Origin of the sequence: Chamaesiphon sp. OTE_75_metabat_556 (genome assembly GCF_031378165.1) — a bacterium.
In the GTDB taxonomy this organism is placed as follows: Bacteria; Cyanobacteriota; Cyanobacteriia; order Cyanobacteriales; family Chamaesiphonaceae; genus Chamaesiphon.
The window spans coordinates 1-21159 of sequence record NZ_JANNDR010000043.1 but is presented as its reverse complement, the minus strand read 5'-3'; the positions used below and the strand labels follow the sequence as shown (position 1 = coordinate 21159).

Sequence of the window (21159 nt, the reverse complement as noted above, 5' to 3'; positions counted from 1 at the left end):
GGGATCTCTATCCTAACTAATTTTAGGACATACCTACCTTGAAAGCAGGACGGCTGGAGAGAGACTGCAGATAATTAATCACTGCTGGATATGCAGATAAATCCACCTTAAGCATCAAGGGAATATAATACAAAATCGCACCAACAGCAACATCGACGACGCTAAATTCATCACCTAAAAGGTAAGAATGTTTGGTGAGTATTTCATCCAAAGGGGTCATCAATTTAGGTAGTTCTTTCGCTCTACTTGCTTCGGTAAAAATCCCAGTTGCTAAAGTTGAGTTAGCAAATAATATCCATTGAGTGAGGATTGCTTGATGTTCGATCGATAATTCTTTACCACCATATTTCTCACAAAGATATAGAAGGATCGCACCAGATTCAAATAGAGAAAAATCTCCATCGGTAATTGCTGGTACTTTACCGAATGGATTGATTTTCAAGAAATCTGGTTGATTATGTTCTCCGACAGACATATCCAGTAGAATAAATTCATAAGGAATTGCCAATTCTTCTAAGTACCACCGAACGATCGATGCCCGACTTCTAGCCCCGCCATATAGTTTAATCATTTTATATTATTAGATTAGCTAATTTTTACCTTGCGCTCTAAAACCTAAAACCTAACTCATGCTCTCAATTCAAATCCATTCAGATATTCCAGTGGCTTATTGGGATCGAAAGCAATCAGATCGACAAATGTCTCTGGTTGTTCGATCTTCAGTTGTCCCTTGGGCATATTTAACCAAAAAGCTTTAGCAACATCGGCATAGCCTTCAGTTGGATAGAGTTGTTTAATAATCTCATTCGCATCTTTGGGATAATCAGTAAGCTGCTGTTGTCGCCAGCGCACCATCTGCGTCAGCACCCAGACAGCGTGCGAGTGCCAGAGGAAGTTAGCATGGTTTGGTTGTTGGAGATATTTAGTCGATTGAAAGTGAAATACTTGGAAATCAGGAACTTTTAAAACTTGGGCTTTGCCCTCGATTGCCCCAAAGTTATAACTCCCCGCGAGTATTTTTTGCCAGTTTTTATTAGTACCAGCATTCGTATATTCTGATTTACCCAGAACAGGTGCTAAGTCGGTGACATGCTCTGGGTTATCACAGTATTGACAAGCTTCTAATACTGCTGCCATTAATGCTTTAGCCGTAATTGGATTTGCTTTGAGCCAAGTATCGAGAGATGCCAGAATTTTTTCGGGGTGTCCGTGCCAAATATCACGATCGATCGCCGCCGTAAAAGCTTTTTTATCGGTAAGTGTTTGTTGATTGAATAGTTCATCAGTGGCATAGCCAACGACCTTGTCATTCTCTAATCCAGCGAGAATATCATTCGGTGCTAATACTTGAAACTTGACATCGCGTTCGGGATCGATACCCATCGTGCCCAGCCAGTATCTAGTTGTATAATTGGCCATCGCAGCAGGATGAGCGATCGCAAATGCTGGCGGTGTTTTTAGTTCGCGAAAAAACTTATTATAGCCATCTTGCAATTCATTCAGATTGCTATAAGATTGCCGCGATCGCACTCCAGCTTTCCACGCTGCCGGACTCAAGCTGATGCTATTACCATTAATATTTAGTCCCATCAAAGCAACGGTTTTAGCATCACTTTTGACTGGCTCGCGATCTCTTCTCCGTCGGCGCGATTGTCCCTCTTCCTCTTTAGCTGGTGATTTGCCACTCTTACTACTAAAATATTCCCACAGGGGCATCGCAAACAGCGTTTGGGCGGCATCCAATTTACCGCTATGCAATTCCTGTTGTACTTGCTCCCAAGTTGGCTGTTTGACCAATGTGACATTCAAACCATACTTTTTGAACATCCCTTTCTCTTTGGCCACCACCAACGGTAGGCAGTCTAAACTAGAAACAATCCCAATCTGAAGATCGGTTTTTTCTAATTTCCCAAAGTTAGCTGCTGGCTGATTAAAGTGAGTGCTACCTTGACTCGTACATGCGGCAAAGGTCAAACCTGCTGCGGAAAGGGCACTATATTGCAGAAATTGGCGACGCTTCATTGAGGTAATCGGAGATTCGGTACAGTCGGGAGTAAGCTAATCGATCCCAGCTCTCAGTTAACTTTGAGCATAGTATGTTGAATTCTACAGGATGAGGTGACTTTTTAGTTGGGAGTTGCTGTACCACCGGATGGGAGTTGGGGGTCGGGATTAAAAATGTTACATCGTTGGTCTAATGTACTAAAATCGATTCTCGGAACGAGAGGCTTCGCCAACGAGTCTGGCGATGTTTCGATCGACCGACTGAACTAACACAGCCTAAATATTGATCGATTACATCCTGAGTGAGGCGATCGTAAAACCATGATGTGGGGTTCGTTGGCGTAGCCTACCGGAGGTAATCGCCTTACATTGAAGCAACTAGTCTGTGCTTACCCTCCGTCTCGTCGAGAGCTGGTAAAATTGAAGGAGATACCAACCCAACGGCAACTTATGCTAAAAACCATTGAAGGCATTTATCAGGATGGGCAAATCCAGTTCGCCGAGCTACCGCAAGATGTTAGCGACCGTTCCCAAGTTCTCGTCACCTTTCTCGATCCTGGTAAAATCGATGCTGTCAAACTACGCCAATTAATGGAGCAGTTGGAGACAATTGAGGGGATTCAACAAGGTTTTGAGGAACTAAACTCCGGTCAAACTCGACCCATCGGAGATTTCGTACGAGAAATGCAGCAAAAATATGGCATTTCAGGTTGAAATTACGCCAATTGCGGAAGCTCAGATCGAACAAGCCTATCGCTGGTATCGAGAGCTTAATCCTGAGTTTGCAGATCTTTGGTTTCGAGGATTAATGAATACTATCGCTACTCTACAAGAGAAACCCCAGCGTTGTTCCTTAGCGATCGAACATGAGATTTTTCCAGAAGAAGTACGTCAACTTCTGTTTGGGAAAGCCAAGAATATATACCGAGTGCTTTTTACGATTCGCGATGACACAGTTTATGCTTTGTATGTTCGCCATAGTAGCCAAGTTCCTCTGACGCTAAACGATATAGAGGAGCTAGAAGGTGGTGTTTAGAATTTTTTCGATCTGATGCTTATTGCCGATTCCGCAAGACGGAGGCTACGCCAACGAATCGATCGATCGCCCACAGACAATCTCGTAGGTAGATGTATAACAAGGGCAAGATAGCTCGTTCGCGTAGCGTACCGTAGGTAATCGACTTGGCACGATTTGCGTTCCGCAACGCTACGCGATCAAGAGAGTGGACTTGATCGCCTGAACTAATATAGCCTAAATATTAAGGGTATCGAAAATGCTGTGGCAATCGGCTCGTTGGCGTAGCCTCCGTCTTGCGGAATCGACCAAAATGAACACACGGTAGATTCGTTGGGGCTTGTAATGCCGTTATACTAGACACAGAGAAACCTCTACACATGGGAACACCAATGATTCAATCGATGCCAGTCAATACTGTGCTGATTGACACACTGACTCAAATCATTTTGGCTCTGAACGAACAAGAGCGTCAGCTTCTCTTTCATCAACTTCAAGATCCTAATCCTGCCGATCTGCAAAGTCTCCAGCAAAAGATTGAGATCGGGGCGCAACAGCTCCTAAATGGAGACTATACCGAGTACACAGATGAGACGTTGCCGGAATTGCTCGGTAAAATTCGATCGCGTGGGCAAAATCGGATCGGCTAAACTAGATCGATTATGAGTTTATATCGTTTGTCTAAAGAGGCAGAACAAGATCTCGAAGACCTTTGGGTTTATCTCGCACAACGGAATGATATTGCTGGCGATCGCCAAGTGGCAAAACTGCTCGACAGGTTTCCAATGCTCGCACAATTTCCCACAATGGGAGTATCGCGACATCAGTTACTAGAAGGATTGAGAAGTTTTCCCGTCAAGCCTTATATTATCTTTTATATTTTGATTCCAGATGGAATTGAAATTCTAAGAATTATTCACCAATCGCGAGATATTGAAGATTATTTCTCCTAAATCTTTGCAGTCTCACAAACCAGCATTTCTAGGTAGCAACCTGGGTTAATTAGTCTTCCAGTCTCCCCACACTCCGTCCCCATTCCCTGCGTCTTTTGAACTTCACCACTCCACTCAAGATCGGCTCTCTCCAGCTCCACAGCCGTGTCTTTCAGTCGCCCTTGTCTGGTGTCACCGATTTGGTTTTTCGTCGCTTGGTACGGCGATATGCCCCCGATTCGATGATGTATACCGAGATGGTGCAGGCTTCGAGCTTGCGGCATCTGAAGGAAATCCCCCGGATCATGGAAATCGATGCGAACGAGCGTCCAATTAGTATTCAGTTATTCGATTGTCGTCCCGATTTCCTGGGTGAAGCGGCTCAAATCGCTCTGGAGCAGGGCGCACAGACGATCGATATTAACATGGGTTGTCCGGTCAATAAAATCACCAAAAACGGCGGTGGTTCGTCATTACTACGCGATCCAGATACCGCTGTGGCGATCGTCAATGCCGTTGTCAATACTGTGAATATTCCCGTCACCGTCAAAACGCGGATCGGTTGGGATGATCATGAGATTAATATCTTAGACTTTGCCCAGCGGATGCAGGATGCTGGCGCACAGATGCTCACAGTTCACGCTCGCACTCGCGCTCAGGGCTATAACGGTACTGCCAATTGGGACTGGATTCGCAAAGTTAAAGAAGTATTGTCGATTCCGGTAATCGCTAACGGTGATATCTTCTCAGTGGCATCTGCGATCGCTTGCCTGGAGCAGACTGGAGCCGATGGCGTGATGTGTTCGCGCGGCACACTCGGCTATCCCTTCCTCGTCGGTGAAATCGACCATTTTCTCAAAACGGGCGAACTGTTACCGTCACCGAGTGCGATCGATCGCTTAGAATGCGCCAAAGAACATTTACAAAACTTATACCTATACAAAGGCGAACGCGGTATCCTCCAATCCCGCAAACACATGACTTGGTACGCCAAGGGATTTGCCGGTGCGGCAGAGTTACGTACGCAGCTACAGGAAATTAATAACGTCGCTGAAGGTGTGGATTTACTCGATCGACAGATCGAATCGTTAACAAAAGTTTGTGCGGCTAGGGACTGATATCACAACAACTAGTCACTAGCCACTAAATCTTCTACATATTGCCGCGTAGAGCAGCCAGCAAGAATACTACGACAGGACCAGCAATCATAATCATTGCCACCATTGACAGTTGGGCGATTACTTCCCAGTTAATACTGAGCACGCTATCCACAATACCGCTCAAAAAGTCCATATTTCCTCGCAAAAATAGATTTAAATTTATAGTTAGCCTACAGGATCGGCGTTACAATTCTACCTATTTCCAGCGGGGTTAGATTAATTTAGTTTACAAAAGTACATGAAAGAGTTGGGAGAGCAATTTTACAATGGAGCGGGATGTGTAAATTCACATAAATACCGAATAGACTGAGTGGGTAAGAATTAGAGATCGAAATATGTCTACATGGCGGTGTGTGAAGCAGTGTGGGGCTTGCTGTAACCTCGATCCAAGCGATCGACCGGATTTGGAAGAATACTTGCCACCGGAGCAGCTAAGCATCTATCTGAGTATGGTGGGTGAAGATGGTTGGTGTATCAATTTCGATCGGGATACCCGTGCTTGCAAAATCTATGAAGATCGTCCCCCATTCTGTCGAGTGCAGGAAGATACCTTTGTGGCGATGTTTGGGATCGAGCCGGAAGATTTGAATGATTTTGCGATCGCCTGTTGTCGCGAGCAGATCGAAGGCGTGTATGGAGATCGGAGTTTAGAAGCGATCCGATTCGATACCGAACTAGGAATTTTCCTCTAAGCCTCGATCTTTAGTGATCGGTATGAGAAGATAGGGCAGATATGAAACCTTAGCCGTAGTTCAGATTATCAAGTGACTAGCCCTTCTCATCCAGAAAGCACTGCTGGCGATATCGTTACCCAAACTATCGTCACTGAATCTGCCACAAGTCTGCAAAAATCTAGTGTGTGGAGTACATTTTTTTCGACGTTCATCACGATTTTCCTTGCGGAGATGGGCGACAAAACTCAACTAGCGACACTACTATTAAGTGCGCAATCTCAATCGCCGTGGATCGTGTTTCTCGGTGCGGGAACAGCTTTGATTGCAACTAGTTTAGTCGGAGTATTATTAGGGCGTTATCTAGCGAAGGTATTATCGCCGAGAACTTTAGATATTGCGGCTGGGATGTTGTTGATGGTGGTTTCGATTCTGTTACTTGGGGATGTTGTCCAATTGTAGATACTATGCAATTTAGGGTAGCTACAAGTTTTAGGGGAGGTTGGGTTGCGGATGCATTCGCGCTGAGGTTTCCTCAGCGTGCGTTGCACCACGCAGAAGAATGAAATCCAACATCTCTAGGGTATTGGCGTGTTCGTTGGGTTTGGCTACGCCCAAACCAACCTACGGATTTTCTTGTCGTGTTCAGCCTTGAGAGTATCAATCTCCCTGAGGACATTCTTCCCAGAGATTAGTATTTTGACGCAAACTGCTCCAGTTACCACCACCCAAAATTAGATGATCTAACAAGGGAATACCGAGCAACTTTGCGCCTGCGAGTAATTGTCGAGTCAGATCGAGATCGGCTTGACTGGGTTCGGTGCTACCCGATGGATGATTGTGGGCGACGATCGTTTTGGTGGCACCTTGTTTGAGAATGGCGGTGAAGATTTCTTTAGGTGGTGCGAGGGTTTCGGTGGCTGTACCGATCGTGATTAACTGAGTACCGAGCAACCGATTTTTGACATCTAATAATAAGATGGCAAATCGCTCTTGGGTAGACCACATCAACTCTTGACTCAGCGCGGCTGCGGCACTATCGGGAGTCTCAATAATCGCTCGATCTGGCGGACGCAATGCACAAGCTCGCTGTCCCAATTCTACTGCGGCTAAAATCGCCGTCGCCTTGGCAGGGCCGACACCTGGGATATCCATCAATTCCTGGGGATGCAGATCGCGCAATCGCTCTAAAGGATCGCGCTGATGCTGACCGAGATGATTGAGAATATATTCGCCTAAACCGATCGCCGATAGTTTACCAGGGCCTTGTCCCGTGCCTAATAAAATCGCGATTAGTTCCGCATTCTTGAGGTGTTTGACGCCATGTGCGAGTAAGCGTTCGCGGGGACGTTCGGTACTGGGGATATCGATGATACGGAGGCTGTAAGTCATGCCAATGGCACGTAATCGGTGCGCAATTAAAATTACCTGTCACTCTACGATGATTAGCTCCTCGATCGAATCGATACAATGGCCGAACTATTCTTTCTCGATCGCTAAAATCATCCGCTATTTAGCCGCCACTCAACTTAGCTTTGTAGCCCAATTTAGTCACGATCTCTAATAATTTTTGACGGTGGTCGCCGTGGATTTCGATCGAGTTATCTTTGAGCGCGCCACCTGCCCCACACTGATTTTTGAGTGTCTTGGTGAGACTAGTCAGTGTCTCTAACGATACTTGAAAGCCGCTGACAATCGTCACTGTTTTACCGCCTTTGCCTTTGCGGGAGACTTCGATTTTGAGTTTGTGCTGGTTGGGTGGTAGTTCTACGGTATCGTCGGTAGCTGGTTCTTCGTCACCGAATTCCCGGTAGGCGATTTTGTTGCTGTCTTTTGCCATGTTTTTATGGGTACGTTAACTACAGAAGGAAGATCGCACTCAACACAAGTTTATCTCACGATCGAGTTCGATTGTGATTTCCGATCGCCCCAGTCTCATGAGGTTTAGTGCCAAGCTGGACAGCGATATTTATCCACGATCTAAACAGCAACCAAATACTGACAGCTCGAACGATCGAGTATCTAAATATTATGTCCGAAATCGATCGAGTAAAGCTAGAAATAATCGGGATTATCTTTCCAGTAGTTGGATCGAGCTGCCTATTACTAGCGATAGGCACTGCAATTTCGACTTATCATTTTGCGAATACTGCATCGAGAGCAGATGGCACTGTTGTCCGACTTTTTGCTGGTGGTGCTCATCCACTCATTCGATTTGTACCCGCAGGTACAAACAACGCAGTTGAATTTACAGGCAGTGGCATGATTGACTATGCAGTTGGGGACAAAGTGACAGTTTTGTATGCGAAAGATCCGCTTACCACTGCTGTTGAGACCAACATTGACAACCCAGGTGCCTTATGGTTTCCTTCCATACTCGTGGGGTTTCTCGGTGGGATATTTACCGTGGTTGGTTTACATGTTAGAAAGGAATCGGCAATAAAATAAATATCGATCGGCGATACTACTCGATACCCCATGCCACATTTATCCAGCGACTCCGTTATTGGGTACAATGAGAATGATTCCTATATTCAACCCGTACATGTTAGAGGTTCAGCAATTAGCGGTCAATTACCGAGGGGTATCGGGATTGGAACGCGTGAGCTTTCGGATCGAGCCAGGGCAGCTTGTGGGGCTGATTGGGCCGAATGGAGCGGGTAAAAGTACCTTGCTCAAGGCGATGCTGGGGCTAGTCCCGACGGCACATGGAAGCGTCAAATATTGTACTTGTCCGCTGTGTCAGCATTTGGAACAGGTGGCATATATCCCCCAACGATCGCAGATCGACTGGGATTATCCGATTACGGTGTGGCATGTGGTGATGATGGCGCGCACCCGTCAAATCGGCTGGTTTCGCCGTCCCGATAAAGCGGCTAAAGTGATGGTAAGTGCGGCACTAGATCGAGTCGGGATGTTGGATCTCAAGGATCGGAAAATTGGTGAATTGTCAGGCGGGCAGCAGCAGCGGGTATTTTTAGCGCGAGCATTGGCGCAACAAGCGGATTTATTTCTATTTGACGAACCGTTTACCGGTGTGGATAAGAAGACTGAAGCGGTACTAATCGATGTCTTTGGGGAATTGCGAGCGGCTGGTAAGATTTTACTGGTCAGTACCCATGAATGGGGTAAATCATTGGACAGTCTCGATCGCATTTTGCTCCTCAATCAACGGTTGATTGCTGATGGTTCGCCGCAGCAGGTGATGACATCAGAAAATTTTCAGCAAGCTTACGGTACGCCATTGCATCAACATATTCGCCAAGATGTGAGTGCAGATCTATTTTGTTAATCCTGCGGTTAGAACCCAATCTGATGAATTCAAAGTTTACATAGGATCGGTTTATTCTGTTGAGTTGTTGTTGCTGAATTCGGTGAAGTGTTCGCGATCAAAATCCCAGACTTTAGTTGATTCTTGTCGATCTTTAATAATTAGTTGAGAATTATTTGTAACTTCTCAAATGTCTGTACATACATTTGAGATTAGAGCGGGATGGACGCTGTAATAACCCATGCGATCGAGCCATTCTACCGCATCTTTGCCACTCGATCGCTAGTATACTCACCGAGGTCAGTACTGACGGCAAATGAGCGATTTTCTGACTGACTTTATTTACTATCACACCTGCTTTAATCAGCGGATTGAAGCTTGCAGCGTAGTCTTCGAGATATTTGACGATCTCATCTTTCGCCATAAATCCATACGGATCGTTACCAGGATAAGAATACTCAGATCTTGCACCAATATATAAGGACTAGTAAAAGCGTAGATCTGAGCGTGCCAAGTCGATCGAGAAAATAAATTGAAACTCTTACTCTGTATTAATTTTAAGTGTCGATCGCCACGAACCATACTGGCTCTGAAAAGGTATAATAATTATGATGCTGGTGATGTAGTCAGGTAGCTCGGTAACTTGGTATTTTCGGATGTAAGGGCTAAATTTAATTGCTCCTGAGTTAAGTTTTTGCATTGTGATAAATCGGCATCATCAAGAGAAGCACCGATCAGATTAGTATTAGTCAAATCTGCACTTCCAAAGTTTGCATTCCTAAGAGCAAAATTATTACTAAGGTTGGTATTATTTAAATTTGCGTCCTCGAAATTTATACCTCCAAAATTTTCATCTATGGGATTAAAAGAGAGTCTTGCACCAGTAAAGTTAGCACCAGGCAAAGGAATATTATTGACTTTCATTCCTCCCAATATTGCAGTGTTGAAATTACTAACATTATTAAGTTCTGCACCTTTGAAATTTGCGCCACAAAGGTGTGCTCGATAAAAATCCGCCCCACTGAGCTTTGCCTTAACAAAAGTAGCACCAAGAAGACGTGCATCCCTGAGATTTGTAAAGACCATCTTATTATTAGCATCAAGGGTTGCAGTTAGATCGGTATCATTCAGGTTAGCAAAAGAGAGTCTTGCCTCACATAGATCTACACCATTAAGATATGCATTGCTAAGATTAGCTCCCATAAAATCTACGTCACATAGAATGGCATTACATAGAATAGCACCACTGAAATTAGCATTTGGTAACTCTACTCCTACTAAATTAACTTTTCGTAAATCAATGTGTTTACCTTCAGGATCTTTTTTCACATTTCTTCTACCCATGACAGTAAGAGCTGTTTGAATATCTATTCCTACCTTTTCAAGCTTTTGAGAAGTTGCATTAAATGGACTTTCTTGTGAAGCCTCATTCAAATCTAGCTCGGAATCAATAGGAGCTATTGACAATTCTTTGATTTGACGTTTTCCTCGAACAAAAGCACTTAAAATCTCCACGATCGTCCAATGATATTTCTCAGGAGAATCAATCGCAATTTGTTCTAGTGCATAAATTCCACCAAGTCTAACATCGATAGCTTTCTCGTTCCCTAAATGCTCGATCGCTTTACTAAATCTTTCGGTAACTTGTTTATCTTCCGCAACCTTGAGATTCTTTTCCCCAATCTTGAAATTACAAAAACCAAGATAAGCATTGATGATTAAAGCTAATCCGCCCAGAGCTTGTACTAGAGTCGTATATACTCCATTTTGAATCGTGATTTTGTCTTTTTCAATTACCAAAATATCTTTATCTAGCTTCAGCCTATCTTCTATTTTGAATAGTTCACTGCCAGATAAATCTTGAGCTATCTCTTCCTTGAAAATCTCAATCTTATACTCCAGTAAATTGACGTTATTCTGTTGGCTATTCCATAGAATAATGCCAACCAATAATGCTAACAACAGGATTGTAAGTACAACGAAGCCTTGTTTCTTCCATAATCGACAGAGTTTTAGTCCCCACAATCGATAGATATGTTTGTCCGGTTTCTCCATGATTTTACTGCTTTAAGGGCGATCGACTATTGCTGTAACACTCATCAACTATTGTGCCCAGAGACTCGATCAATACAACATCCCTAGTTTGCGAGTTGTGAGAATCATCCCCTACAATTAAGGTGTAGTCAGAACGGAGCTAAAACTATGCAAGTATCTGCCACAGAAGCCGCTGCCAGATTGCAGGAGCTAGTTGATGCGGCGAACGATGGCGAAGAAGTTATTATATGTATTGACAATCGACCTGCAATTAAGCTTGTCCCTATAGAATCGATCGAACCTCGTCCAAAATTTGGTAGTGCGAAAGGGCTAATCTGGATGTCAGATGATTTTGATGAGCCTTTAGAAAAATTTAGAGAGTACATGGAGTGAAGCGATTCTCCAAGTGCGCTAACAAGTGTTGTTTGCACTAAGCTATAGATAGAACGAGCAGCATCTGGGCAATCCCGATCCGAAGCACTTCGCTAGCGCATATGACCTTTAGTACCGAATTTGAACTACTTTTACGGGCGCGATCTCCCCTAATTTATATTCCCACCACCGAAGAAGAACGCGTCGAAGGATCGATCGCCAAAGTCGCGCAGCAGCAGGGCAATCGCCCGATTTATATCTGGGATTTTGTGGATGGTTATCAGGGCAACCCCAATGACAAAGGCTATGGTAAACGCAATCCCCTCCAAGCGTTAGAATTTGTCGATAACCTCAGCCCCGACATTTCGGGGATATTTATCCTCCGCGATTATCACCGCTTTCTTGAAGACGTATCCGTCGCGCGCAAATTGCGTAATCTCGCCCGCAAGCTCAAATCCGAACCCAAAAACATCATCATCCTCTCACCCCAAATTACCATTCCCAGCGACTTGAGCGAAGCGATCGTCTTATTAGAATTTCCGCTCCCCACCGCTACCGAAATCAAAGTCGAGATCGATCGATTGACAAATGCCACTGGTAACAACCTGAGCAGCCAACAATTAGACGATCTGATTCGCGCTTGTCAAGGCTTATCGGTCGATCGAATTAGGAGAGTATTAGCTCGCGCGATCGCTACCCACGGCGAAATTCGTCCCGATGATGTAGAATTAGTCCTCGCCGAAAAACGCCAAACCATCCGCCAAACCCAAATCCTCGATTTCTATCCTGCCAAAGAGCAGATTACCGATATCGGTGGCTTGGATAACCTTAAAGACTGGCTCCTGCGCCGTGGCGGCTCCTTTTCTGATCGCGCCCGTCAATATGGTCTTCCCTACCCTAGAGGGCTGCTCCTGGTCGGAATTCAGGGCACTGGCAAATCTCTCACTGCCAAAGCGATCTCACACCACTGGTACTTACCGCTCTTACGCCTGGATGTCGGACGCTTATTTGGCGGCTTGGTAGGGGAATCGGAGTCTCGCACCAGACAGATGATCCAACTCGCCGAGGCTCTCTCACCCTGCGTGCTCTGGATCGATGAAATCGATAAAGCCTTCGCGGGCGTTGATGGCAAAGGCGACGCCGGCACATCAAGTCGGGTATTTGGGACATTTATTACCTGGCTGACTGAGAAAACATCTCCAGTTTTTGTCGTCGCTACTGCGAATAATATTGACTCTCTTCCCGCCGAAATGCTCCGTAAAGGACGCTTCGATGAAATCTTCTTCGTCGGTTTACCCACTAGAGCGGAACGTCGAGCAATTTTTAACGTCCATCTCACCAAGCTCCGTCCGCACAATCTCGCTCAATACGATCTCGATCGATTGGCATACGAAACTCCCGATTTCTCTGGTGCCGAAATCGAGCAAACCCTCGTCGAAGCCATGCATATCGGCTTCAGTCAAAATCGCGATTTCACCACTGATGATATTCTAGAATCAGCCAGCCAAATGATCCCCCTCGCCGTCACCGCCCAAACCCAAATTCAATTTCTCCAAGACTGGGCGAATTCGGGTAAGGCTAGATTGGCATCCAGGCAAGCTAGGCTTTAGGCTTTAAGCGTTTCTTTCATCCCTGGCAAATCATAGAACTTCTTCTCTACCCCATAAAGCCTAATACCTAATCCCTAATACCTAACCCCTAACCATGAACGCCGCCCTCAAATCCCTACAATTAATCATTGGTATCTCGATCGGTTTAGTTGGATTGGTGGGAGTCGTCGGCGGTGCGGGCTATTATTTCTTCATGACTCAAATGGGTACCCGCCCACCCAAACCAGTATTTGCGGAAGAGCGAGATGGTGGCAAATCTCTAGTTGCTAACAAACCCAAGCCGAAAACGGCTACAGCGGCAAAACTCGTACAATCCCCAGCAGCCAAAGATCCGCAAAATCCCAATGCTCCCGAACAGCTACCACCGGAAGCGTATGATGCCAAAGTGCTGTGGAAAGATGGCTTGTCGCTCAAAAAAGAGCCAAATTCTGGTGCCGAAAAACTGGGTGGTGTGGCTTTTAATGCCAAGGTTGCCATTATTGAGACTAGCGATGACAAGCAATGGGTGCTGATTCAATCGCAAACCGATAATCTCAAAGGTTGGGTGAAAGCAGGGAATATCGATAAAGCCGCCGCAGGTGCCAATGAAGTCCAAGCAGCTCCCCCACCACAACCCAAAGCCAGAGTGAGAAATGGAAGAAGACGCAGAGCCGTACCTGATGCTGACACTACAAACTAGAGGGCTTCACCACTGTATTGACGCGGTTGAATTGATCGAGCGAATATTTCGTCCCCGCAGTAAATTTGTGTCGATCGAGATCGAGCTGGCATGAATGGGTACCCTAAATCTGATAGTTATCTATTTCAGATCTATGGGACCTCTTATCTTTATCATCGCGCTTGGTGCCGCGATCGCGTATATCGTCGTCGAAGCTTACAATCGACTTGTCGCACAACGCAATCGCTATAAAAATGCCTACGCCCAAATCGATGTCCAATTGCAACGCCGCTACGATCTGATTCCCAATTTGGTACAAACTGCCAAAGGCTATCTCGCTCACGAGCGGGAGACTTTAGAGGCAGTAATTTTGGCGCGGAATATCGCGATCGATGCGAGCGGTAGAGCGGCTAGAAATCCTGGCGATCCGAGCGTGATGCAAAACCTCAGCCAAGCCGAAGGTGCGCTCTCTGGTGCTCTGGGTAAACTATTTGCCCTCAGTGAGTCTTATCCCGATCTCCAAGCCGACGGCATGATGATCCAGGTGATGGAAGAACTCACATCTACCGAAAATCGGGTGGGCTTTGCCCGTCAAGCTTTTAATGATGCCGTTACGCTCTACAGCACGACTAGAGAAGCTTTCCCCAGCAATCTCATCGCCGATCGATTTGGGTTTAATGCCGCCGAACTCTTGACTGAAGTTGCGGTGGATCATGAGGTGCGAGTGGCTCCGAGAGTATCGTTTTAGAGGTTAGAGGGTAAGAGATATGAATTTTTTCGAGCAACAGGATCGATCGAAACGCGCGACGCGGACTTTGGTGGGGATGTTTGGAGCGGCAGTCATGTTTACAGGAATCTGTATTTACTTGGCAGCGATGCTGACGATTAATACAACTTCCTTGAAATGGGCGGCGTTTGGCGGGCGATTGACTTGTCAACCGATCGTCTCAACGAGTTTCGCTAGTCCCCGCGCGATCTCGTCGGCAACTACGATCCCATTTTTACCCTTTGCACCCGATTCTCTTGCAGAGAGGCTACGCCAACGAGATTATCAACTTAAAGGTGGTAAGTTGGGCGGGTTCTCCAATTTTGGGAATACTTCTCGGCGTAGTATCAGCGATTCATACCGCCATCGCACCGGTTATTACAACTACTCTACCAATCGCTCCGGTTCGCCGATGCCCAATTGTACTCAGCCAGCGATTTGGTGGGATGGGCGGGTATTATTCTGGACGCTGCTAGGGACGGGGCTGTTGATGGGACTACCTGCCTGGTGGAAGATCCAACAATTGCAGGCGGGTGGTGCGGTAATTGCCGCAGAATTGGGCGGACGGCGGATCTTTCCCGAACAGGCGACACCCGCCGAACGACAGTTACTCAATATTGTCGAAGAAATGGCGATCGCAGCGACGATGGCCGTCCCGCCAGTGTACCTTTTAGCTAACGAATCGGGGATTAATGCCTTTGCTGCTGGGTTTACGATTAATGATGCGGTGATTGGGGTGACGCAGGGGAGTTTGGAGCAATTGACTCGCGATGAATTGCAAGGCGTCGTCGCCCATGAGTTCAGTCATATTCTCAATGGGGATATGGCGATGAATATCCGCCTGATGGGAGTGTTGCATGGCATTTTGTGCTTGCATTTGACTGGGCGGCTGCTGAGTTATACGGGTTGGAGTCGCGACAATCCGCTGTGGGTATTTGGGCTGTTACTGAGGATTATCGGTTTTTCGGGGTTTATATCGGGACGATTGATTCAGAGCGCGATTTCCAGACAGCGGGAATTACTTGCAGATGCCTCGGCGGTACAATTTACCCGCAATGCCGATGGTATTGGCAGTGCTTTAGCCAAAATTGGTGGTTTGAGTTCCTATATCGACTCGCCACAAGCAGAAACTACCAGTCATATGTTTTTTAGTCCCGCTCTCAACTTGAGTTGGTTAGACGGACTATTTGCCACCCATCCACCCCTCGCCCATCGGCTACAAATTATCCAGGGTGTGGGTCGGAAATTAGGGACTAAAATTGTGATTAATGGCCAAACCGTGCCTAATTTTAATCCGATCGTCAGTACGGTCACACACGGCTTTGTGACTACGGATGTTGAAAATCTCGACGAAGATCTCGCCCCGGCAACACCACCAGCCGAGCCTATTGGCGAATATGGGGTGCTGGCTTATATCTATGCCTTGCTCCTAGATGCAGATCGATCGACCGCGCAATTAGACTACCTCGCCCAACTCGAAGCACCCGCCGTCATCGCCCAAATCGAAACCCTGCACGCTGCTGTGGCAGTTGTCCCTCCACACCAACGCCTAGCCACACTCGATCGACAAGTAACGAAACTGCGGGACACGGCACACATCCCGCGCTTGCTCAAATGTGCCTACGGGATGGTAGATCTCCTGCCTGCTGAAGATTGGCACACCGCGATCGTTTATCTGATTCTCACTCATCGACTTGCACCTACTACCGGCACTCCGCCAGAGCTATATCGATCGGTTGAAGATGTCTGGAGCGAAATCATCAATATTTTAGCCACCCTCGCCCGATCGAGTAGCGATCGACCCCAAGATGTCAGTTATAGTTTTGAAGCTAGCTTACTCCGCCTGCCCAGCAACCAGCACCATCGCGTAGCATTGCCTCCAGCAGTTACTTGGCGCGAATTTCAGACCGATTTATCCAAAATAGCTACCGCTACCGCCAAGGTCAAACAAGCCCTGATGTCTGCCTGCTTGGAAATCCTCAGCAACCACCGACAAATCCCCACCCAAGCTGCCGATCTGCTGCGCGCGATCGCGATCTTATTAGATGCCCCAATTCCCGCAGTGGTAGACAAAGCTCCCGTCCGCCAACGCCCTAGCCGCTCTACTTTAAGTTAAGATCTAGCTAGCAGATATTTTACCAACCTTAGCCCGATCGCTCTTATGCTTTTGAACGAACTGACACCAATTTTCAAAGAACTGACCAAGGAACCAGTCGCCTTTTGCAATGGTTTTATTTCTGGAGTCCTGCGCTTAAATCTCACCGATGACCCCGTCAAAACCTGGCTGGAACAGCAAGCTGGATTCACGCCCACGAACAATCCCACCGGCACCACCGATCGATCCAGACCAACATCGATCGAGATCGACTAGACTCTCTACAATCGAACTAGCGGGCTGCAACCGATCGATCGACAGCAGTCAAAACGTCGATCGATCGGTCGCCTAACTAGTAACAGCGATTGCTAATTTACAACGGTGCAATCTGTCAATAAGTACATTTACCTGCCAAGCTTTCCCACAATCGAGGTAATCCCTAGCTCCAACAAAAATCCCCCAACTTGTAGCCTGGACGACGCTGAAAACCGAGGAGATCGGGTATGATGAAAATATTAATTACTAGTTCAGTTCGATCGTTGGTAAGTGGTGAAGTTTAGATAGCTACCTGTTTTGAGTTAGTCGATCTCAACTGATCGTTTGCCAGCCGCAATCGTCCGCGTCAGCGGAGCGATTGCCGAGCGAGATTAGTTGCGTCAGCTTGTTGCTAACGTCCAACTATTGTCGATCGACTGCACAGTAAAATTTCTCGTCCAGCTTTATCGATTTTCACATGACCATTTATATCGGAAACCTATCCTATCAAGCCACCGAAGAAGACCTAAAAACAGTTTTCGAGGATTACGGCACAGTCAAACGAGTTGTACTTCCCACAGATCGCGAGACTGGCAGAATGCGTGGCTTTGCCTTTGTTGAAATGTCTGATGACACCAGTGAGGACAATGCGATTACCAATCTTGATGGTGCTGAATGGATGGGGCGTTCTCTCAAAGTAAACAAAGCACGTCCCCGCGAAGAGGGTGGCGGCGGCGGTCAAAGCCGTGGTGATTTCCGCAAACCCACTTACTAAAACCGTCTCAACTCGATCGACACATCGATCCTCAGAGCGCGATCGGCTCTAACAATTAGTACGGCGATCTTGAAATATCCTAGCGCGATTGCAAGGGTGAAGGTAACTCATACTTTCACCCTTTTGTCATTTTGATTTTTGAAGTTGTTGCTTGCAAGCGGCTAAAATTCGGCGATCGTTAGTGCTAATTTTGCTGAGGGGTTGGTAGGTAGGTTGTCCCAGCATCGGCTGCTTGCTAGCTGTCAGACCATCAGCAGCTAGTGCCAGGAAAAAAGTATACTTGCGATGATCGAAGGGGTCAAACAGGGTGACGTTGAGGCGTGCATCTTTAAACTGCCCATAAAAACAACTAAACTCCGAACGCGGTAAATAGAAAGCCCCAATGGCTTTACTCCCGTTCTTCTCAAAAATAATATATTCTTTCCCGATGACATTCGGTCGGAGGGATTCCCCATAGAGATGTACGCCATTGGCAACTGAATCGACGTTAACACGGCTCTGTGAAATCGCCAGATCTTTTGCCAGTGCCGAAATCGCTAGCGGATTGCCAGCAAGAGTCGCGACAAGGGCGATTTTCAGGCTCGTCAACCAGCGGTTTTGATGAGTGTGGATGGATGGCAAGTATGTGGTAGAGATCGTCAACATCAACCTTAGATCCGTTCGCGATTCATGGTGGCCATCGAGGACATAACTGGAACCGATTGGAGACTGTTAAGTTAGCCTCTGCTAAACAGCCGCGCATATTTCGCGTTCTCATCGATGAGGTTCGATCCAATCAATTATTCCAGGCCGAAAGTTATCGATGAACATTGTCTGGATCGAGATTGCCAGATACTTACTATTATCTAAGATTTATCGTCGAGAAACATCACTTCATCGCGATAGACTTCTAGCGCAGCGGGATCGAGATCTAGACGACGGGAGATCGAATTAGCCACCACCGCAAAGCGTTGACGGAACTTGTAGATAAAGCAAAAGATCGTCTTGTCATGGCGTACTGAAGGGCCGACGACAAATAGCCCAGGGGTAATGGTAGACTCATCCGGAGGTAATCGAGTACCTTAACTTTTTTGCCCAATGCGACCAAATTTACCGCCGCATCCATACCACTTTCATACCCGCCTAGAATCGTAAATTCATCCCCCTGAAGTTGAGTCCAGGAGTCTACTTGAGCATTGTGGAGACACAGATCTGCACCAGGAAAAGGATTCAAATTCGGATCCTGAAATTCTCCGGCTGCCCAAATCACAAACTGGGCTTGAATCATGCCATCAGGTACATGAATCCCAAAGCCGCGACATTGAGGTAATATTTCGATTTTCTGGACTTCAACACCCGTATGGACGGGCAAGCTAATCGCATCGGCAACCATTTCTAGGTACTTTGCATCTTGGGTACCATTGAGGTGTTCGCGCCGGAAACTAATCGCGGGGGATGTTTTACGAGCGATCGCATTGAGGTCAAGTTGCCCAAACCCATGCCCAGGAACTGATACAATCTATCGTCCCAATTCTGGCTATTCCAAATGTGTATATCATTTTTGGTTGCTACAGCTAAATGATGACCATCCGGCGACCAGCGTAGATCTTGGGGAGTAGCAGCTCCTGGTAAATTCGTGACTACTTCCGATCGATCTGCATCCCAAATCTGGACAGTTTTACCCAGATTAAACGCCAGATGATTGCAGGTTGGACTCCAGACTAATCGATAGATCCAGGAGCCAGATTCGACCACCCTTAGGGGGTGCGCTTGCGCGTTCGTATCGAAAAGTTCAGGAATCTCTCTTTGGCAAAGCCTCTCGGAACGAGAATCGATCCGCCACAATGTAATATTGCCATCTAGTCCGCCCGCTGCTAGCCATTTACCGTCGAATGAGAAGGCTAAAGCATCGATCGAATTGCCCGTCGGTGGACACAAGGCTCTACCCACAAAACTCTTGAGTAAATGCACTTCACCATTACAACAAGCAGCAGCTAAAGTATTACCCGTCGGCGACCACGCGATCGCACTCACATAATCTGATAATTGGGTTGTCGCACTCAACTCCAAAATAGGTTGTTCTGTTAGATCTTCTTCTGTCATCTCTTTTTCTGTATTCACGATCTTTCCCACCTTGTTTGTCCATCGGGTCGATCGATCGGTGTAATCCCCACTGCAAGCAGTTCGTCACGAATTCGTTGGCGTAGCCTACCGGAGGTAATCGCTTTCGGCGTAACGTTTTTCCTGCCGTGCCTGTTGCCGTTGTTGCAACATGGATTCGATCCACACCGGATCGACTTCTAATTCAGACGGTGATTGCGCTTGAACCTCTAACCCGAATACCTGAGTCAGATGAATTAACGTCTGCGATTTCTGTTGTAATTGAATTTCTGATAACTCCTGGAAGCTCTCATAACAGCGCAAATTAAACTCTCGCTTGAGCGACTTGGCTAACTCAAACAGCACCGCTAATCCAGCCGCCGTATTAAAATCATCATCCATTACCTTCTGAAATTGGTCGATTGCATTTGCGTCAAAATCGCCAGAATTCAACTCAAATTCCAAATCGAACTTCTGCCAATCCAGAGTCAGCGCGTCCTTGAGAGTTTGCCAGCCATTCTCAGCCGCAGTAATCGCCATCTCGGTGAAATCTAGCGGTTTGCGATAATGGGCTTGGAGGACAAATAACCGAATCGCCATTGGATCGATCTGATGTGGACATCCCACCCATTTACCGTCAAGTAAATCGCGAATCGTGGTGAAATTGCCCAAAGATTTGGACATCTTCTCGCCATTCACCGTCACCATCCCATTGTGGAGCCAGTAATTCGCCAACGGCTTACCCGTCAATACTTCTGATTGAGCGATTTCATTTTCATGGTGGGGAAATACCAAATCGCCACCACCGCCATGAATATCGATCGTTTCCCCCAGCCGCGCCCGAATCATCGCCGAACACTCAATATGCCAGCCAGGTCTGCCTATCCACAGCATAGGCATAGCCTTTAGCTTCTAATGCTTGAATCAGATCGTGGATGGCGGGGAGATGCTCGGTGACACGGGGATATTCATCAGCATCGAGGATATTCAACCGTCGAATATCTGTAAAATATGCCGCAATATATCGATCGACAATTGCTTCCATCGACCTATTTTCAGCCTTTGCCCGATTCAAAATTTTGTCATCAATGTCAGTAAAATTTTGGACATAACGCACCTGAGGCGTTGCTGAATTGATGTATGATGTAGCGATCGAGGCGGACAAATATTATTCAAAATGGGATAGAAGCTTTGGCTACATTTAATAGTTAGCTGAATATGGAACGGGAACATCCCAGAACTTGAGATAGTGAACTAGTAATCTAACTGAATGTGCCAGCATTTCTTTTGACTTAGAATAGCAAAGTGTCTTGCGATGAAGTCTAGCTAAATAGTGTCTAAGTCTTGGATTTTCTCCCTCTACTCTGGTCATATAAGTTTTACAGATAATTTGGTCTCGGTCACGGAACAAACATCGGATAAACTGGCCATCCATCTGTGACATAAAAATAACATTTCCAGC

The 21159-nt window shown here is 46.4% G+C and carries 26 protein-coding genes and 3 pseudogenes; 16 read left to right on the top strand and 13 right to left on the bottom strand.

Annotated elements, in window-relative coordinates:
* Nucleotides 1–22 precede the first annotated feature (22 nt).
* Both RMO27_RS02285 and RMO27_RS02280 read right to left on the bottom strand, forming a co-directional pair.
* A complete protein-coding gene (locus tag RMO27_RS02285; RefSeq protein ID WP_309728658.1) occupies nt 23–571 on the bottom strand; it encodes a glutathione S-transferase family protein in 549 nt (182 codons plus the stop codon).
* 56 nt (nt 572–627) lie between these two features.
* The gene (locus RMO27_RS02280; RefSeq protein WP_309728656.1) at nt 628–2022 is read right to left on the bottom strand and encodes an ABC transporter substrate-binding protein; all 1395 of its coding nucleotides are present in this window, start codon (nt 2020–2022) and stop codon (nt 628–630) included.
* A 432-nt stretch (nt 2023–2454) separates the two neighbouring features.
* On the opposite strand from RMO27_RS02280, the gene RMO27_RS02275 reads away from it, so the two are divergent.
* Both RMO27_RS02275 and RMO27_RS02270 read left to right on the top strand, forming a co-directional pair.
* On the top strand, nt 2455–2718 hold the full coding sequence (locus RMO27_RS02275; RefSeq protein ID WP_309728654.1) for a hypothetical protein: 264 nt from the start codon (nt 2455–2457) through the stop codon (nt 2716–2718).
* Nucleotides 2702–3040: a type II toxin-antitoxin system RelE/ParE family toxin gene (locus RMO27_RS02270; protein ID WP_309728653.1), complete on the top strand. Its 339-nt coding sequence runs from the start codon at nt 2702–2704 to the stop codon at nt 3038–3040. Before RMO27_RS02275 ends, RMO27_RS02270 begins: the two co-directional genes overlap by 17 nt.
* 19 nt (nt 3041–3059) lie before the next feature.
* Here the strand turns inward: RMO27_RS02270 and RMO27_RS02265 are convergent, their stop codons facing one another.
* On the bottom strand, nt 3060–3209 hold the full coding sequence (locus RMO27_RS02265) for a hypothetical protein (protein WP_309728652.1): 150 nt from the start codon (nt 3207–3209) through the stop codon (nt 3060–3062).
* A 190-nt stretch (nt 3210–3399) separates the two neighbouring features.
* On the opposite strand from RMO27_RS02265, the gene RMO27_RS02260 reads away from it, so the two are divergent.
* The 3 genes from RMO27_RS02260 (at nt 3400) to dusB (ending at nt 5069) form a co-directional block, all read left to right on the top strand.
* Complete coding sequence (locus RMO27_RS02260) at nt 3400–3669, top strand: hypothetical protein (protein ID WP_309728650.1); 270 nt, start codon at nt 3400–3402, stop codon at nt 3667–3669.
* A gap of 12 nt (nt 3670–3681) precedes the next feature.
* Nucleotides 3682–3972: a type II toxin-antitoxin system RelE/ParE family toxin gene (locus tag RMO27_RS02255; RefSeq protein WP_309728648.1), complete on the top strand. Its 291-nt coding sequence runs from the start codon at nt 3682–3684 to the stop codon at nt 3970–3972.
* A 95-nt stretch (nt 3973–4067) separates the two neighbouring features.
* Complete coding sequence (gene dusB / locus RMO27_RS02250; protein ID WP_309728646.1) at nt 4068–5069, top strand: tRNA dihydrouridine synthase DusB; 1002 nt, start codon at nt 4068–4070, stop codon at nt 5067–5069.
* Between the two features lie 34 nt (nt 5070–5103).
* Here the strand turns inward: dusB and psb30 are convergent, their stop codons facing one another.
* Entirely contained in the window at nt 5104–5244 is a 141-nt protein-coding gene (psb30, locus tag RMO27_RS02245) for a photosystem II reaction center protein Ycf12/Psb30 (protein ID WP_309728644.1), read from the bottom strand.
* A gap of 202 nt (nt 5245–5446) precedes the next feature.
* Here psb30 and RMO27_RS02240 point away from each other — a divergent pair, with 202 nt between their 5' ends.
* Together RMO27_RS02240 and RMO27_RS02235 are read left to right on the top strand one after the other, a co-directional pair.
* Entirely contained in the window at nt 5447–5803 is a 357-nt protein-coding gene (locus tag RMO27_RS02240) for a YkgJ family cysteine cluster protein (protein ID WP_309728642.1), read from the top strand.
* Between the two features lie 72 nt (nt 5804–5875).
* Nucleotides 5876–6244 carry a TMEM165/GDT1 family protein gene (locus tag RMO27_RS02235; RefSeq protein WP_396133598.1) on the top strand — a complete coding sequence of 123 codons (369 nt, stop codon included), beginning with the start codon at nt 5876–5878 and terminating at the stop codon, nt 6242–6244.
* Nucleotides 6245–6442: 198 nt separating this feature from the next.
* Here the strand turns inward: RMO27_RS02235 and radC are convergent, their stop codons facing one another.
* Nucleotides 6443–7174 carry a DNA repair protein RadC gene (radC, locus tag RMO27_RS02230; RefSeq protein WP_309728640.1) on the bottom strand — a complete coding sequence of 244 codons (732 nt, stop codon included), beginning with the start codon at nt 7172–7174 and terminating at the stop codon, nt 6443–6445.
* 121 nt (nt 7175–7295) lie between these two features.
* Nucleotides 7296–7622 carry a translation initiation factor gene (locus RMO27_RS02225; RefSeq protein WP_309728638.1) on the bottom strand — a complete coding sequence of 109 codons (327 nt, stop codon included), beginning with the start codon at nt 7620–7622 and terminating at the stop codon, nt 7296–7298.
* A gap of 191 nt (nt 7623–7813) precedes the next feature.
* Between RMO27_RS02225 and RMO27_RS02220 the strand changes: the two genes are divergently transcribed.
* Nucleotides 7814–8230, top strand: coding sequence for a DUF3592 domain-containing protein (locus tag RMO27_RS02220; RefSeq protein WP_309728636.1), 417 nt, complete (start codon nt 7814–7816; stop codon nt 8228–8230).
* A 97-nt stretch (nt 8231–8327) separates the two neighbouring features.
* Complete coding sequence (locus RMO27_RS02215) at nt 8328–9074, top strand: metal ABC transporter ATP-binding protein (protein ID WP_309728634.1); 747 nt, start codon at nt 8328–8330, stop codon at nt 9072–9074.
* A 151-nt stretch (nt 9075–9225) separates the two neighbouring features.
* Here the strand turns inward: RMO27_RS02215 and RMO27_RS02210 are convergent, their stop codons facing one another.
* On the bottom strand, nt 9226–9477 hold the full coding sequence (locus RMO27_RS02210; protein WP_309728632.1) for a hypothetical protein: 252 nt from the start codon (nt 9475–9477) through the stop codon (nt 9226–9228).
* Nucleotides 9478–9659: 182 nt separating this feature from the next.
* Complete coding sequence (locus tag RMO27_RS02205; RefSeq protein WP_309728631.1) at nt 9660–11108, bottom strand: pentapeptide repeat-containing protein; 1449 nt, start codon at nt 11106–11108, stop codon at nt 9660–9662.
* A 147-nt stretch (nt 11109–11255) separates the two neighbouring features.
* Here RMO27_RS02205 and RMO27_RS02200 point away from each other — a divergent pair, with 147 nt between their 5' ends.
* The 7 genes from RMO27_RS02200 to RMO27_RS02170 all read left to right on the top strand — a co-directional run bounded on the left by RMO27_RS02200 (nt 11256) and on the right by RMO27_RS02170 (nt 17618).
* Nucleotides 11256–11480 (top strand): type II toxin-antitoxin system prevent-host-death family antitoxin, encoded by a 225-nt coding sequence (locus RMO27_RS02200; protein WP_309728630.1) that lies wholly within the window; start codon nt 11256–11258, stop codon nt 11478–11480.
* A 101-nt stretch (nt 11481–11581) separates the two neighbouring features.
* On the top strand, nt 11582–13069 hold the full coding sequence (locus RMO27_RS02195; RefSeq protein ID WP_309728629.1) for an AAA family ATPase: 1488 nt from the start codon (nt 11582–11584) through the stop codon (nt 13067–13069).
* 94 nt (nt 13070–13163) lie between these two features.
* Entirely contained in the window at nt 13164–13748 is a 585-nt protein-coding gene (locus RMO27_RS02190; RefSeq protein WP_309728628.1) for an SH3 domain-containing protein, read from the top strand.
* Nucleotides 13749–13881: 133 nt separating this feature from the next.
* A complete protein-coding gene (locus tag RMO27_RS02185) occupies nt 13882–14475 on the top strand; it encodes a LemA family protein (protein WP_309728627.1) in 594 nt (197 codons plus the stop codon).
* A 19-nt stretch (nt 14476–14494) separates the two neighbouring features.
* Nucleotides 14495–16609 carry a M48 family metallopeptidase gene (locus RMO27_RS02180; RefSeq protein WP_309728626.1) on the top strand — a complete coding sequence of 705 codons (2115 nt, stop codon included), beginning with the start codon at nt 14495–14497 and terminating at the stop codon, nt 16607–16609.
* Nucleotides 16610–16654: 45 nt separating this feature from the next.
* On the top strand, nt 16655–16864 hold the full coding sequence (locus tag RMO27_RS02175; protein WP_309728625.1) for a hypothetical protein: 210 nt from the start codon (nt 16655–16657) through the stop codon (nt 16862–16864).
* A 457-nt stretch (nt 16865–17321) separates the two neighbouring features.
* Nucleotides 17322–17618 carry an RNA-binding protein gene (locus RMO27_RS02170; RefSeq protein WP_309728624.1) on the top strand — a complete coding sequence of 99 codons (297 nt, stop codon included), beginning with the start codon at nt 17322–17324 and terminating at the stop codon, nt 17616–17618.
* A 126-nt stretch (nt 17619–17744) separates the two neighbouring features.
* Here the strand turns inward: RMO27_RS02170 and RMO27_RS02165 are convergent, their stop codons facing one another.
* The 5 genes and pseudogenes from RMO27_RS02165 to RMO27_RS02140 all read right to left on the bottom strand — a co-directional run.
* Complete coding sequence (locus RMO27_RS02165) at nt 17745–18263, bottom strand: hypothetical protein (protein ID WP_309728623.1); 519 nt, start codon at nt 18261–18263, stop codon at nt 17745–17747.
* Between the two features lie 200 nt (nt 18264–18463).
* Nucleotides 18464–19110, bottom strand: a pseudogene (locus tag RMO27_RS02160) (NAD(P)-binding domain-containing protein); the annotation flags it as partial.
* A complete protein-coding gene (locus tag RMO27_RS02155) occupies nt 18993–19700 on the bottom strand; it encodes a WD40 repeat domain-containing protein (protein ID WP_396133599.1) in 708 nt (235 codons plus the stop codon). The pseudogene RMO27_RS02160 and the gene RMO27_RS02155, both read right to left, overlap by 118 nt.
* Before the next feature lie 14 nt (nt 19701–19714).
* Nucleotides 19715–20865, bottom strand: a pseudogene (locus RMO27_RS02150) (cysteine--tRNA ligase); the annotation flags it as partial.
* Nucleotides 20866–20898: 33 nt separating this feature from the next.
* Nucleotides 20899–21159, bottom strand: a pseudogene (locus RMO27_RS02140) (IS1 family transposase); the annotation flags it as partial.